Raw genomic sequence first — 13,072 nt, forward strand, 5'->3', positions numbered from 1 at the left:
TCAGTCCTCCACGATGGTGGTGCGCGTCAGCGCGCAGAACCGGTCGCCGCTGGACAGCAGCAGGTCCACGCCGAGCGGAAAACGGGCGTTGTTGGCGCGCCAGGCCGCGCGAAAGCCCGCGGGCAGCCCGGCAACGCGCAGCGCTTGCGTGTGCTCGATGCCCGGGCCGCGCAGCGTGAGGGTCTCGCCCTCGGCCAGCGAGGCCACTTCCACCAGCAGCGTGGCCGAGCGATCCGGGAAGGCGGGGTCGCCCTGCGCGCAGTCGGTGAGCGCAGGCGTGGCATGGCCCGCCGGCACGCAGACGAAGGCCGCGGCGCCGGGATCCTCCGTCAGCCGGCAGCCGCAGTGAAAGCGCAGGAAGGCGCGCGCGGCGGCGGGCACGCCGGCGGGCAGCCAGACCGGCGTATCGGCATCGGCCAGCGTCAGCAGCAATGCGGCCAGCGCCGGCGACAGGCCCTCGGGCAAGCCGCTGCGGGCCGGCAGCCCCTGCAGCTGGCCGGGGTGGGCAAAGGCCTGCAGCGCGGCGCGGAACACCTGCTGGGCGTCGCCGACCGGATCGTCGAAGCCGGGCAGCAGCGCGGCGGCCGGCGTGGATGGCATCGCTTGGTTGGTATGCATCTCAGTCTTCTCCGCGGACCATGGTGAAGAACTCGACGCGCGTCTGCACGGCCGTGGCCGCGGCGTGCGCGGCGCGGCGGGCGTGTGCCTCGGCCAGCGGTGCGAGCACCAGCTCCTGCACGCGCTGGTGCCAGGCGGGGCGCTGCAGCAGCGCGTCCAGCAGCGCGGCCTGCTCGGCATGGCGCTCGCTGCGGCCCTGGACGTAGGCGATGCCCGCGCCGGCATCGGCGGCGCCATCGTCCAGCACGACCGCGCAGCGTGTGACGGTGATCTCGCCAAGGTTGAACTGTGCCCCGGTGCCGCCGGCGCGGCCCCGCACCATGGCCATGCCGGCCTCGGGCTTGCGCAGCAGCCGGTAGGCGGGCAGGGCCTGCGCTTGTGCAAGCTGTTGGCAGGCGCCGTCGAGCGCCTCGGCGGGCGCGGTCGCCAGGATCCGCAGCCAGGCGGCGCGGGCGGCATGGGCGGCGGGCACATCGGGCCGCGCGGTTTCGCTTTGCATCATCACCCCTATACGTCTATACGTTTAGATGTCATTGCTCGAACACGCAGCCACTAGACCATAGCCAAATGAACGTTTCATGACGGGGCAGGGGATTGCTCGGGCACGCTGCCGGCGCGGCATGACTCAGGCACAATCGCACGGCATGGGTTAACGCTGGATGACAAGAGGACAGCGCAAGATGTCTGATCGGGAAGTGGAACGGGGTTCGGGCGTCGCGGTGTGGCGCCAGATTGGCGAGGCGCTGGCGGACGACATCCGCAAGAAGCTCTACCTGCCGGGCGAGCAGCTGCCGCCGGAGCCGGAGCTGGCCAACCGCTTCGCCGTGAACCGCCATACCATCCGCCGCGCCATGGGCGAGCTGGAGCTGAGCGGGCTGGTGCGCATCGAGCAGGGCCGCGGCACCTTCGTGCAGGAGCATGCGATCGACTACGCCATTGGCCGCCGCACGCGCTTCTCGCAGAACCTGGCGGCGCAGGGCGTGCGCGGCCACACCGAAGTCGTCGCCAGCCAGCTGGTGCGCGCGCCGGACGTGGCCAAACAGCTGGGGCTGACGCGCACCGCCGAGCTGCTGCACGCCCAGATGATCGGCAAGGCCGAGGACCGCACCATCGACGTGGCCGAGCATTACTTCGACCCCAGGCGCTTTCCCGGCATCGACGAGGTGCTGCGTGCCAGGCAGTCGGTATCGCGCGCGCTGGCGCATTTCGGCATTGCCGATTACACCCGCAAGTGGTCGCGCATTACCGCGGCGATGCCCAGCGCGCCGGTGGCGCGGATGCTGAACCAGCCCAAGACCCGGCCGGTGCTGCAGGTCGAGGCGCTCAACGTCGATATCGACGGCAACCCGGTGCAGTACAGCGTGGTGCGCTTCGCCGGCGACTGGGTGCAGCTGACGGTGTCCGAGCGCGACTGAGGCGGATTTGCGGGATTGGTCTAGACATCCGGCTGTCATCTGCCTGCGCTACCGTCTGCGGTCAACCCCACCAAACCGGGGCAGTCAGCGCCCGCGCGCGCGTGACGCCGCTGGTAACCTTGCCGCATGACCCAAGACGCGTACCGCTACGCCATCTACCTGTCGCCCTCCGGCCCGCTGCACAGCTTCGGCAGCCAGTGGCTGGGGCGCGACGCCGACACCGGCGCCACGCTGCCACCGCCCCCCGGCATGCCGGCCGCGCCGGCGGAGTGGCTCAGGGCGCCGGCGCATTACGGCCTGCACGCCACGCTGAAGCCGCCGTTCCGGCTTGCCGACGGCGCCAACGGCGCGATGGTCGATGCCATCGCCCGGGATCTTGCACGCCGGCAGGCGCCGTTCGACGCAGCGCTGGCGCTGCGCGCGCTGCGTGGCTTTGTCGCGTGGGGGCTTGCCGATGGCGGCTCGCCGCCGATGCAGGCGCTGGCCGACGCCTGCGTGCAGGCCTTCGATCCCTTGCGCGCGCCGCCTTCGGCGCAGGAGCTGGCCAGGCGCGCGCCGGACCAGCTGAGCGCTGAAGAACGCCGCATGGCGGAGGCATGGGGCTATCCGTATGTGTTCGGCACCTTCGTGTTCCATATCACCCTGACCGGCATGCTCGACGTCGCCGGCCAGCGCGCCGCGATCGCGCAGCTCGAAGCGGCCAGCGGCAAGCTGCTGCAAGCGCCGTTGCACGTGGACCGCATCAGCGTGTTCGTGCAGCCGGCACACGGCGAGGACTTTGTCGTCGCCCGCCATTACGGCTTCGACGGTAGCACCGTGGACCGCGCCGGTGCGGCGTATCTGGGCACATGAGCGCGGCAACCGTGGCCGACGGACACGGCCTGTTCTACCTGATGGGACCGTCCGGCAGCGGCAAGGACTCGCTGCTGCGCGCGCTGCGCGAGCGCCTGGGCGCGGACCACCGCATCATCATCGCGCATCGCTACATCACCCGCGCCGCCGACGCCAACGAGGCCTCGGTGGCGCTGACCCCGCAAGAATTCCAGCGCCGCCGGGCGCTGGGCTGCCTGGCGCTGGACTGGCACAGCCACGGGCTGCACTACGGCATCGGCATCGAGATCGAACAGTGGCTGGCGCGCGGCCTGACGGTGATCGTCAACGGCTCGCGCGAGTACCTGCCGCAAGCGGTGGCACGCTACCCCAGGCTGTGCGCGGTGCATGTGCGGGTGCAGCCGGAAGTGCTGGCGGCGCGCCTGCGCCGGCGCGGACGCGAGGCCGAAGACGCGATCGCAAGACGGCTGGCGCGTGCGCGGCAGGCATTCGCCGTGCCGCCCGGATGCCGGCTGATCGAGATCGACAACAGCGGCGGGCTGGACACGGCGGTGGCAGCCCTGGCGCAACTGGTGGGCGCCGCGCCCGCGGCGGCCGGGCCAGCCTGAGTCAGAGCCCGATGCTGAAGCTGATGCCATGCTCGGTAAAGCCGAGCTGGCGATAGAACTGGTGCGCGCGCAGGCGGCGCGCGCCGGATGACAGCGCCAGCTTGGCCGCGCCGGCTTCGCGCGCCAGCCGCATCGCCTCGCGCATCATGGCCTTGCCGACGCCCATGCCGCGCGCGTCCGGCGCCACCACCACGGCTTCGACGATCGCCTCGGGGCGCCCGTCGTGGACCATTACCGGGAACACCAGCAGGCTGAAGGTGCCGAGCGGCACTTCGTCGGCGCCCACCATCATGTAGCAGCGGTAGTCCGGGTAGCGGCGCATGGTCGCATAGCGCTCGCGCATGGTCGTCAGCGGCAGCGGGGTTTCGCCGTCCATCGCCGCCAGCAGCGCGGACAGGTGCAGCAGTTCGGCGTCGGAGCCGCGCACTTCGCGCAGCGCGAGCGAGGTTTCGGTGGTCAGCATGGCATCACACCAGCACCTTGCGGATCTGGGCCGACAGGATGTCGATGGCCGAGACGAACACGATGATGATGATCATCACCGCGCAGGTCTGCCCGTACTGGAAGCTGCGGATGATTTCCCACAGCACCGTGCCGATGCCGCCGGCACCGACGATGCCCACCACCGACGCCGAGCGCACGTTGGACTCGAAGCGGTACAGCGCGAACGACAGCCACAGCGGCAGCACCTGCGGAATCACGCCGTAGACGATTTCCTCGACCGGGCCGGCGCCGGTGGCGCGCACGCCTTCCACCGGGCGCGGGTCGATGGCCTCGACCGCTTCGGCAAACAGCTTGGCCAGCACCCCGGTGGTGTGGATCCAGATCGCCAGCACGCCGGCGAACGGGCCCAGCCCGACCGCGACGATAAACAGCATGGCGAACACCATTTCATTGATGGCGCGGCACGCGTCCATGATCCGGCGCGCCGGCTGGTAGACCCAGGCCGGCACGATATTGGCCGAGCACAGCAGCCCCAGCGGCACCGCCATCACCACCGCCAGCGCCGTGCCCCACAGCGCGATCTGCACGGTGACCAGCATCTCGTCGAGGTAGTGGCGCCAGTCGCGGAAATCGGGCGGGAAGAAATCCGCCGCGAACCTGGCCATGTTGTCGGAATCGCGCAGCAGGTCGAGTGGGCGCATGTCGGCGCCTTGCCACGACAGGGCCAGCATGGCCAGCAGCACCGCCCAGGTCAGCGGCACGGCAAGGGGCGTGCGCGGCGGGCGCACATGGCTTCGGGGCGTGGGAGGCAGGCCAGGCGTGGCGGAGACGGTCATGGAGCGGTCCGGATACAGCGAGGATTGGAAAGCGGTGCGAGGCGGGCGGCGACGGCCGCCGGCCCCGGTGAGACAGGTGGAACAGTGTGGTGGCAGCGAACGGGTTACTGCGTGCTGCTGGCGCTGGCGGCGGCCTTGTCCAGCTCCGCGAGGCGACGGGTCACGTCGGACAGGCGCTTTTCCTTGTCGGCGGCCGCCAGGGTGGTGTCCGATTCGATCTTGGCCTTTTCGCGCGCCAGCTCGATCTGGCGGATCGGCACCAGCTGCGCATCGCTCGAGGCGCGGAAGCCCTGGTAGGTCAGCGCCGCCAGCACCTGCTTCTCGCGCGCCGCGTCGGCACCCTTGCCGTAGTTGACGAAGAAGGTCTGGATCTTCTTCTTCAGTTCGGGCGCCAGGTCCTTGCGGTAGACCATCGGGTCGGCCGGGATCAGCGGCGACTTCCACAGCACGCGCACCTGGTCATAGGCGTTCTTGCCCGTGTTGATGCGGTAGCGCTCCATGTTCTCGGTGTTGTTGACGGCCACGTCGACCTGCTTGTTCAGCACCGACAGCAGGTTGGTTTCATGGTTGCCGATGCGCACGGCCTTGAACAGCGTCTTCGGCTCGACCTTGTTGACGCTCCACAGGTAGAAGCCCGGCACCGCCGTGCCCGAGGTGGAGTTGGGGTCGCCGGCGCCGTAGGTCAGCTCCTTGCCGCGCCTGATCACGTCCTCGACGCTCTTCAGGTCGCTGTCCTTGTTGACCATCAGCACCGACCAGTAGCCGGGGTTGCCGTCCTTGTCGATCACCGACGCAAAGACCTCGCCGCCGGCGCGGTCCACCGCTTCCATGGCTGACTTGTTGCCGAACCAGGCGATCTGCACCTTGTTGAAGCGCATGCCTTCGATGATGCCGGCATAGTCGGAGGCGAAGAACGGCTTGATGGGCACGCCCAGGGCCTTGCTCAGATCGTCGATCAGCGGCTGCCACGCGGTCTTCAGGTTGGACGACGATTCGGTCGAGATAAAGCCGATGTTCAGGCTCCTGGCGTCCTGGGCAAAGGCGGGCAGGGCGGGCAGGGCAACCGCGGCCGAGGCCGCGATGGCGATGAAGGTTCTGCGAAGCATGGGCAACTCCGGTGGCAAGCGGTTTTGGGTGGAACGGGGCTGCGGCAACCGCTCAGGCGGCGGCCAGGTTCATCGTGACCAGCGCCGGCGCCGGCATGGGCGCGGCGCTGCCTTCGTCTTCAGGCACGGCGTCGCGCAGCAGTTCGTCGGCTTCGGTGCCGTAGAGGTCGCGCAGCATCGCCGGCGTCAGCGCGGCCGAAGGGCCGTCATAGACCACCTTGCCATGACGCAGCGCCACCACGCGCGGGCAGTAGCGCATGGCTACGTCGACCTGGTGCAGCGACACCACCACCGACACCTTGCGGGTGCGGTTGATCTGCCTGAGCAGCGACATCACGCGGCGCGAGGATTCCGGATCGAGCGAGGCGATCGGCTCATCGGCCAGGATCACGCTGGCGTTCTGCACCAGCGTGCGCGCGATCGCGGCGCGCTGCTGCTGGCCGCCCGACAGCGTCGAGGCCCGCTGAAAGGCATAGTCGTCTATACCAACTTGCGCAAGCGCGTCGAGCCCGCTGCGGATTTCGTCGGCCCTGAACATGCGCAGCAGGCCGCGCCACTTGGGCACGCGCGCCAGCATGCCGACCAGCACATTGGTGATCACCGGCAGGCGTCCCACCAGGTTGAACTGCTGGAACACGAATCCGATCTCGCGCCGCACCTGGCGTACGTTGCCCGCCAGCCGGCCGTTGCGCTGCACGTGGCGGCCGTTGACCAGGATCTCGCCGGCGCCGGCGTCGCCGGTGACAAAGCCGGCCACGTGGCGCAGCAGCGTAGACTTGCCGGATCCGGATGCGCCCAGCAGCGCGACCATCTCGCCCGGTGCGACGTGCAGCGTGACATCGTCAAGCGCCTTGCGGTCCGCACGGAACGATTTGCTCAGCCCGCGGACTTCAATTGCGTGCGTCATGTCGACTCCCCTGACTTGAATGACCTGCGCATTCTGGCGGGGGTGGATGACAGAACGATGACCGGCCGACCGATCCGGCACGGTCATCGGACACCGGTTTCGGCGGGCGCGGCCGGGAAGCCGGTAAAGTCTCGTTTTATTTCTCCGCGCCGGCGGCGCTGTTTGCCGGCGCATCAAGGTCTTCCACGGGCTGATATGAACAGGATTCTTGAGAAGAGGGTGCCAGCCGTTGCCGCCGCCGCGGCGCTGCTGTGCGGCGCTGGTGCCCATGCCGCGCAGCGTGTCGATGCGGCCACGCTCAAGCGTGTCGTCGACGCGGCGATCCAGCCGGTGATGCAGGCGCACGACGTGCCGGGCATGGCCGTGAGCGTTACGGCCGGCGGCAGGCAGTACGACTTCCACTACGGCGTCGCCGCCAGGGCGAGCGGCCGCAAGGTCGACGCCGACACGCTGTTCGAGATCGGCTCGGTCAGCAAGACCTTCACCGCGACACTGGCCGCCTATGCGCAGGCCCGCGGCGACCTGTCGCTGGCCGACCATGCGGCGAAGTATCTGCCCGCGCTCGCCGGCAGCAGCGTGGGCGCGACCAGCCTGCTGGACCTGGGCACGTATGCGGCCGGCGGGCTGCCGCTGCAGTTTCCGGCGACCGTCACCGACACCGGCACGATGGTCGACTATTTCCGCAACTGGCGCCCCCGCTACGCCGCCGGGAGCCACCGGCAGTATTCGAATCCCAGCATCGGGCTGTTCGGCTACCTGGCCGCGCGCAGCATGGGGCAGCCGTTCGAGGTGCTGATGGAGCAGACGCTGTACCCCGCGCTGGGGCTGCGCAGCACCTACCTCACGGTGCCGAAGGCGCGCATGGGCGACTATGCCTATGGCTACGGCAAGGACGGCAAGCCGGTCCGCGTCACGCCCGGCGTGCTGGATGCCGAGGCCTACGGCGTCAAGACCACCTCGGCCGACATGATGCGCTTCGTCATGGCCAATATCGACGGCAGCGGGCTGGACCCGACCCTGCGGCGCGCGCTGGCCACCACCCGCACCGGTTACTTCAGGGTCGGCGACATGGTGCAGGGGCTGGCCTGGGAAATGTACCCCTGGCCGGCGCAGCGCGACAGCGTGCTGGCGGGCAGTTCGCCGCAGGTGGTGTTCGAGGCCAATGCGGTGGCGCGGCTGCAGCCGCCGCAGGCGGCGCGCAGCGACATGCTGGTCAACAAGACCGGCTCGACCAATGGCTTCGGCGCCTATGTCGCCTACGTGCCGTCGCAGCGCATCGGCATCGTGATGCTGGCGAACAAGAACTACCCGGTCGCGGAGCGGGTGAAGGCGGCGTTCCAGGTGCTGACATACCTGGACGGCCAGGCCGCGCGGGACCGAAAGCCATGACAGGGTCTTGCCGGTAGCGGCCCAGGCTCCGCAACGCCAAAAATTTGGTTCATCGCCGAATTCCGGGGACGGTGCAGGGACCGAAGAATTGATGCGGCCGACTTCGTGGATGCGCCGGCCCTCTCCCCTCGCCCCTCTCCCGCACGCGGGAGAGGGGAGAAAACATGCGGGCGGAGATAGACTGTTGGGCTCGCCCGCGACAAGGCCGTGCTAGCGCAGCGACGCACTCGGTGCCAGAGCAGTAGACCTGCGATCGGGAGCGCGCGCAGAGCAGCCGAAGGCGTCCCACCAATAACGTGCTTAGCAGGTTGCCACCGACCTAAAGTCGGGTTCGTCCATCCGCCCCCGAACGCCAGGCACCTCCAGGTAGCGTCAGCAGGGGTGGAACCACCAACCGCCTCACCGCAAGTCACCACCGCTCGAACCACCAACGCCGCCTTAGCCGGCCGCTCAGGCAACGCGTTTCTTGCGTACTTCTTGTCGGACAAGAAGTAGGTGGCCGGCTACGCCGGCGAAACAGGCACGCCCGCCCAGCACGACAACCAAATCCCCCCAAAACCCGAACCAATTTTTTTTCCTCCGTGACGGGAATAATCGCCGCGTCCCGCGTGTATACGCAAGGTAACCGCCCGAGCCCAGGCACACGCCAGGCGCCGGGCCAACCGGAGACCCGCGATGCAACAGAGTTCCTCACGCCATGGCGCCGGCACCGCGGCACGCGCCGTGGCGGCGCTGTGCCTGTCGGCCGCCAGCTTTGCCGTACCGGCCGAGAACGCCCACCAGCACCCCGCCCACGCGGCGGCACCGCCGCCCTTTGTGGCCAGCACCGCAAAACCCTACGCCGGCCTGATCGATGACGCCATGGGCGTGATGCACCACGGCATGACGCAGGCCCCCACCAACGGCATTCCCGACCATGACTTCGTCGCCATGATGATCCCGCACCACCAGGGCGCGATCGACATGGCCAAGGCGCTGCTGCTATACGGCAAGGATCCGGCGCTGCGCAACCTGGCGCAGGGCATCATCACCGAGCAGCAGAACGAGATACGGCTGATGCAGGCGTGGCTGCAGCGCCACCAGGCCCAGCCGTCCCAGGCCAACCCGCCGCGCTGACCCCATGCCGCTCGCGCGCCTCTTGCCAACCTCATCCAACTCCTTTGCCGCCATGAAGAAGAACACGCTTGTCGCCCTGGCCATTTCACTCGGCGCCCCACTGGCCAGCGCCGCCCCGCAACCGCAGGACCGCGTCTACACCGCGGACCAGAACAGCAACACCGTGTCGGTGATCGACCCCGCCGCCAACACGCTGCTGGGCCAGATCCGGCTCGGCAACGCACGGCCCGACGTGCTGTCGCCGCTGTACAAGGGCGAACTCAACGTACACGGCCTGGGTTTTTCCCCGGACCACCGGACCCTGATCGCCATCTCCAATGGCTCCAACTCGGTTGCGTTTATCGATACCGCCACCAACCGGGTCAAGGGCATCGCCTATATCGGCCGCTCGCCGCACGAGGGCTTCTTTACCGCCGATGGCAAGGAAGTCTGGGTGGTGGTGCGCGGCGAGGACTACATCTCGGTCATCGACCCCGCCACGTACCGCGAGACCCGCCGCATCCCGACCACGGCGGGACCGGGCATGGTGCTGTTCCACCCGGCGGGCAAGCTTGCCTTCGTCGTGTCCAGTTTCAATCCGGTGGTCGACGTGATCGACGTCAGGGCCCGCAAGGTGGTAAAGCGGCTGGACGTGGCCAGCCCGTTCTCGCCCTTCCTGCAATTCACGCCGGACTTCAAGGAAGTCTGGATGACGCACAAGGACGTGGGCAAGGTCACGCGCATCGACACCGACAAGCTGGCCGTGAAGGGCGTGTTCGATACCGGCTTCATCACCAACCACCTGGCCTTTGCCCGCACCGGGCGCGGCACGCTCGCCTATGTGACCGTGGGTGGCGAGAACGTGGTAAAGGTGTTCACCACCGACGCCACCCCCACGCTGCTCGCGACCATTCCGGTCGGCGCGCTGCCGCACGGCATCTGGGCGGCCGACGACGGCACGCGCATTTATGTCGGCCTGGAGAACGGCGACGCGGTGGATGTGATCGACACCGCCGACCACCGCGTGATCGCACGCGTGCCGGTGGGCCAGGCGCCGCAGGCGCTGGTCTATGTCAGCAACGCGGTGCCGGGCGGCGCCGGCACCGGCAACCTGGTGCCGAGAGCCAACACCGAGCCGCTCAACCTTGCGCTCAGGCCAGTCCGCGGCGACGCCAAGGGCTTTGTGGTGGCGCGCAACCTGGGCGTGGTCGACGCGCTCGAGGTGTCGCTGTTCAAGCTGAAGCCGGAAACGCAATACAGCGTCTACGTGGGCGGGCAGAAGGCGCCGGTGGCAAGCTTCCGGACCAACCCGGCCGGCATGGCCAACGGCACCGCGATCGGGCCGCTGCGGGAAGTCGTGCCGACGCTGTCGCCGCAGGCGCCGTCACCGGTGCAGCTGGTGGTGATGGAGGGCAACGCACCGCCGGACCCGGCCAACGCGGTACTGCTCAGCGCGCCTTGAGCGTGCCGTAGCGCGCGCCGCGGGGCAGCGCGGGGCAGGGTGCTCACGGCACATTGCTCTGGGTGAAATCGAACGGCTTGCCGGGCACGGCATAGGCGCCGCCGAACTCGAACGGCGCATTGCCCGACTTGCCGACGCCGATATGCAGCGGGGTATTGCCGCCTTGCAGGGCAATCGGCGCGTAGCGGTAGTTCATCACCTGCCTGCCGGTGTAGTCCGCGATGGTGATCACGCTGGTCAGCAGCGGGTTCTGCTGGGTCTCGTCGACCGTGATCGGGTCGACGATGCGCGAGTCCTGCAGCGTTTTCTCGACGGTCAGGCCCACCATGTCGACCAGCTGGATTTTCTGCGCGCCGCGCGACACCACCCACAGGCGGGTGTTGGAATTGCCCAGCCCCACGTTGACATGGTGCTTCATGCTGGTGGGATTCTTGCCGACCTGCACACTCAGCATCTCTTCGATCATCCGCGGTTCCGGATTGCGGCCGGACTGCAGCCCCGCCACGGAGAACGCGCGGATCTTGCCTTCCTCCGTGGCCACCCACGCGCGACCGGGGACCGGCAGGATCGAGATCCTGACCACCGTGGGCTTTTGCGGCAGGCGCACCGACTTGACGATGGTCGGCGCATAGTTGTCGACGGCGAATACCGGCGGCCACTGGCCATCGCCCAGGCCGGTGTTGGCCAGCGTCGCCTGCAGCGCGGCATGGCTGCCTTCGAAGTAAGCCCGGTTGACCTTGTCGAACAGCGGCTTCAGGTTCAGGAAGAGCACCTTCTTCTCGGACTTCGAGATCACCGCCGCGACGCCGGCGCGCGATACCAGCCTGCCGTTGATGCCGGCACGCGTAAAGCTCCTCTGGTTCACGCTGCTGGTGGCCGGGTTTACCTCGGTCATGGTCAGGCCGGCGCCGCGGCGGCCGACCGGGTCGATCAGCCAGCCTTGCGTGCTGTTGTCCTGCATCACGGCGAAATCCGTCACGGCCGAGACATCCGTCGGCGCCACCATGCCCGGCAGGTCGATAAAGCCCAGCAGCTTGATAAAGACAAAGTTGGACATGTTGCGCAGGCCGGGGTAGAGGCCCGGCCACGACCCCGCGCTGGGGTCATAGGGCCCGCCCACCTTGCTGCCATCGGCCAGGCTGCCCAGCGCCAGCACCGCCAGCTGGCCCTTGAAGCCGACCGTATCCCAGATCGTCACCAGCGCGAATTCCGAATTGGTCGTGATCGCAATCGCCGTGGGCACCTTGCCCGCAGGCAGTTTCACTGCCGCCGAGTGCGACGCGGTATTGCTGCCGACCGAGGCAATCAGCCCGTTCTGGAACGCGATCAAGGCCTGGGCGCAGTCGTGTTCGCTGCAGCGTCCCATCGCAATCGGGCGCCTGGGCATTTCGCCGCCATTGGCGGCAATATGATTGTGCAACTGGGGATCGGTCGCGACATGCCCGTAAACCCACGGCAGCTGCGGTTTCTCGGCAACTGTCCCGGCACTCAGGGCCAGCGTCAGCAATGAGGTGACGCCAGGGTCCGACGCCGCATCGGCGCGATAAATGACATCCCCCATATTGCTGCCGTAATCGTTGCGGGCGCAATCCAGCTGGCCCAGCTGATAGATGACCTTGAGGCTGTGATCCGGCTCGGACTTGGGAAACTCCTTCTGATAGCAGGCATTGCCATGCGGATAGAAGGTCTGGTCGCCCGGCTGCCAGTGGGTCGGCGCCGTCGCCAGCGGCCTGGTATTGGCCGGGCCGTAGCGATAGGCAATGGCCTCGTCGCTGCTGTAATCGGAGGCGATGGCCAGATAGGCTTCGCGCACCAGCGTGCCGTCGGCATCCAGGATGTCGTCGAACCATGGCCGCGGTGGCGCTGCCGCGACCGCCGGCACGGGTGGCGCTGGTTGCGCGGGCGCCGGCGCGGGCACCGGCTTGGTGGCAGCCGCCACCGATGCGGTGCCGGACGGCACGGGCGCCACGGCGCGGCGCTCCGCTTCGCGCTCGCAGGCCGCCATCGCCAGCACGACGGCGCAGGCAGCCAGCGTCGGGCTCACGGCCTGACGCATGGCAGTGTGGTGCGATGGCAAGCGCTTTCCGGGCATCTGTCTCTATGCGGCGCAAAGGAAAATCGTGGGCGCAAGGATGCGCCAGGTTGACTTTGGCAGCTTTGCGGGCGCGGCTTAGTACGCCAGCACATATTTCTGCTGCATTGGCTGGCGCGGCTGTGGTCCATGTCTGCATTGTTATCGGTAATCGCCCCAATCGACGTTTCCGCGCGCTTGCATCCTGCGCTGCGGGCTCCGGCACGCTGCTTGCTTTTTGCCACAAAACGTCATAGGTTTCCTCATGCATATCGGTTGAGCCAGTGCGT

13 protein-coding genes are annotated in these 13,072 nt (G+C 68.3%); 6 read left to right on the top strand and 7 right to left on the bottom strand.

The window, feature by feature from the left end; genetic code table 11:
- Entirely contained in the window at nucleotides 1-618 is a 618-nt protein-coding gene (gene phnH, locus CBM2586_RS23050) for a phosphonate C-P lyase system protein PhnH (RefSeq protein WP_115689995.1), read from the bottom strand.
- Between the two features lies 1 nt (nucleotide 619).
- Nucleotides 620-1,120, bottom strand: coding sequence for a phosphonate C-P lyase system protein PhnG (phnG, locus tag CBM2586_RS23055; RefSeq protein ID WP_115689997.1), 501 nt, complete (start codon nucleotides 1,118-1,120; stop codon nucleotides 620-622).
- A 178-nt stretch (nucleotides 1,121-1,298) separates the two neighbouring features.
- Here phnG and phnF point away from each other — a divergent pair, with 178 nt between their 5' ends.
- From phnF to phnN, 3 genes are all read left to right on the top strand, one after another.
- Nucleotides 1,299-2,033 carry a phosphonate metabolism transcriptional regulator PhnF gene (gene phnF, locus CBM2586_RS23060; RefSeq protein WP_115664479.1) on the top strand — a complete coding sequence of 245 codons (735 nt, stop codon included), beginning with the start codon at nucleotides 1,299-1,301 and terminating at the stop codon, nucleotides 2,031-2,033.
- A gap of 126 nt (nucleotides 2,034-2,159) precedes the next feature.
- Nucleotides 2,160-2,885, top strand: coding sequence for a DUF1045 domain-containing protein (locus CBM2586_RS23065; RefSeq protein ID WP_115664477.1), 726 nt, complete (start codon nucleotides 2,160-2,162; stop codon nucleotides 2,883-2,885).
- Nucleotides 2,882-3,472 carry a phosphonate metabolism protein/1,5-bisphosphokinase (PRPP-forming) PhnN gene (gene phnN / locus CBM2586_RS23070; RefSeq protein ID WP_115689999.1) on the top strand — a complete coding sequence of 197 codons (591 nt, stop codon included), beginning with the start codon at nucleotides 2,882-2,884 and terminating at the stop codon, nucleotides 3,470-3,472. The genes CBM2586_RS23065 and phnN overlap by 4 nt, the downstream gene beginning before the upstream one ends.
- A 1-nt stretch (nucleotide 3,473) precedes the next feature.
- Here the strand turns inward: phnN and CBM2586_RS23075 are convergent, their stop codons facing one another.
- From CBM2586_RS23075 to phnC, 4 genes are all read right to left on the bottom strand, one after another.
- Nucleotides 3,474-3,935, bottom strand: coding sequence for a GNAT family N-acetyltransferase (locus CBM2586_RS23075; RefSeq protein WP_115690001.1), 462 nt, complete (start codon nucleotides 3,933-3,935; stop codon nucleotides 3,474-3,476).
- 4 nt (nucleotides 3,936-3,939) lie between these two features.
- The gene (phnE, locus tag CBM2586_RS23080) at nucleotides 3,940-4,752 is read right to left on the bottom strand and encodes a phosphonate ABC transporter, permease protein PhnE (RefSeq protein WP_115664470.1); all 813 of its coding nucleotides are present in this window, start codon (nucleotides 4,750-4,752) and stop codon (nucleotides 3,940-3,942) included.
- A gap of 104 nt (nucleotides 4,753-4,856) precedes the next feature.
- Nucleotides 4,857-5,858: a phosphonate ABC transporter substrate-binding protein gene (phnD, locus tag CBM2586_RS23085; protein ID WP_115664468.1), complete on the bottom strand. Its 1,002-nt coding sequence runs from the start codon at nucleotides 5,856-5,858 to the stop codon at nucleotides 4,857-4,859.
- Nucleotides 5,859-5,910: 52 nt separating this feature from the next.
- A complete protein-coding gene (gene phnC, locus CBM2586_RS23090) occupies nucleotides 5,911-6,765 on the bottom strand; it encodes a phosphonate ABC transporter ATP-binding protein (protein ID WP_115690003.1) in 855 nt (284 codons plus the stop codon).
- 195 nt (nucleotides 6,766-6,960) lie between these two features.
- Here phnC and ampC point away from each other — a divergent pair, with 195 nt between their 5' ends.
- From ampC to CBM2586_RS23105, 3 genes are all read left to right on the top strand, one after another.
- Nucleotides 6,961-8,154 (top strand): class C beta-lactamase, encoded by a 1,194-nt coding sequence (ampC, locus tag CBM2586_RS23095; RefSeq protein WP_115664463.1) that lies wholly within the window; start codon nucleotides 6,961-6,963, stop codon nucleotides 8,152-8,154.
- Nucleotides 8,155-8,829: 675 nt separating this feature from the next.
- Nucleotides 8,830-9,270: a CopM family metallochaperone gene (gene copM / locus CBM2586_RS23100; protein WP_115664460.1), complete on the top strand. Its 441-nt coding sequence runs from the start codon at nucleotides 8,830-8,832 to the stop codon at nucleotides 9,268-9,270.
- Between the two features lie 52 nt (nucleotides 9,271-9,322).
- Nucleotides 9,323-10,711, top strand: a complete 1,389-nt coding sequence (locus CBM2586_RS23105; protein WP_115690005.1) for a YncE family protein — start codon at nucleotides 9,323-9,325, stop codon at nucleotides 10,709-10,711.
- 43 nt (nucleotides 10,712-10,754) lie between these two features.
- Here the strand turns inward: CBM2586_RS23105 and CBM2586_RS23110 are convergent, their stop codons facing one another.
- The gene (locus CBM2586_RS23110; RefSeq protein ID WP_115690007.1) at nucleotides 10,755-12,767 is read right to left on the bottom strand and encodes a hypothetical protein; all 2,013 of its coding nucleotides are present in this window, start codon (nucleotides 12,765-12,767) and stop codon (nucleotides 10,755-10,757) included.
- Nucleotides 12,768-13,072: the final 305 nt, after the last annotated feature.

It is taken from the genome of Cupriavidus taiwanensis (assembly GCF_900250115.1).
GTDB classification, from domain to species: domain Bacteria; phylum Pseudomonadota; class Gammaproteobacteria; order Burkholderiales; family Burkholderiaceae; genus Cupriavidus; species Cupriavidus taiwanensis_B.

Bases quoted from the DNA above. Each gene is read 5' to 3' on its own strand.
- phnE (WP_115664470.1), bottom strand. From the start codon at position 4,752: ATGACCGTCTCCGCCACGCCTGGCCTGCCTCCCACGCCCCGAAGCCAT.
- CBM2586_RS23110 (WP_115690007.1), bottom strand. From the start codon at position 12,767: ATGCGTCAGGCCGTGAGCCCGACGCTGGCTGCCTGCGCCGTCGTGCTG.
- phnD (WP_115664468.1), bottom strand. From the start codon at position 5,858: ATGCTTCGCAGAACCTTCATCGCCATCGCGGCCTCGGCCGCGGTTGCC.
- phnG (WP_115689997.1), bottom strand. From the start codon at position 1,120: ATGATGCAAAGCGAAACCGCGCGGCCCGATGTGCCCGCCGCCCATGCC.
- phnN (WP_115689999.1), top strand. From the start codon at position 2,882: ATGAGCGCGGCAACCGTGGCCGACGGACACGGCCTGTTCTACCTGATG.
- phnH (WP_115689995.1), bottom strand. From the start codon at position 618: ATGCATACCAACCAAGCGATGCCATCCACGCCGGCCGCCGCGCTGCTG.
- CBM2586_RS23065 (WP_115664477.1), top strand. From the start codon at position 2,160: ATGACCCAAGACGCGTACCGCTACGCCATCTACCTGTCGCCCTCCGGC.
- copM (WP_115664460.1), top strand. From the start codon at position 8,830: ATGCAACAGAGTTCCTCACGCCATGGCGCCGGCACCGCGGCACGCGCC.
- ampC (WP_115664463.1), top strand. From the start codon at position 6,961: ATGAACAGGATTCTTGAGAAGAGGGTGCCAGCCGTTGCCGCCGCCGCG.
- CBM2586_RS23075 (WP_115690001.1), bottom strand. From the start codon at position 3,935: ATGCTGACCACCGAAACCTCGCTCGCGCTGCGCGAAGTGCGCGGCTCC.
- phnC (WP_115690003.1), bottom strand. From the start codon at position 6,765: ATGACGCACGCAATTGAAGTCCGCGGGCTGAGCAAATCGTTCCGTGCG.
- CBM2586_RS23105 (WP_115690005.1), top strand. From the start codon at position 9,323: ATGAAGAAGAACACGCTTGTCGCCCTGGCCATTTCACTCGGCGCCCCA.
- phnF (WP_115664479.1), top strand. From the start codon at position 1,299: ATGTCTGATCGGGAAGTGGAACGGGGTTCGGGCGTCGCGGTGTGGCGC.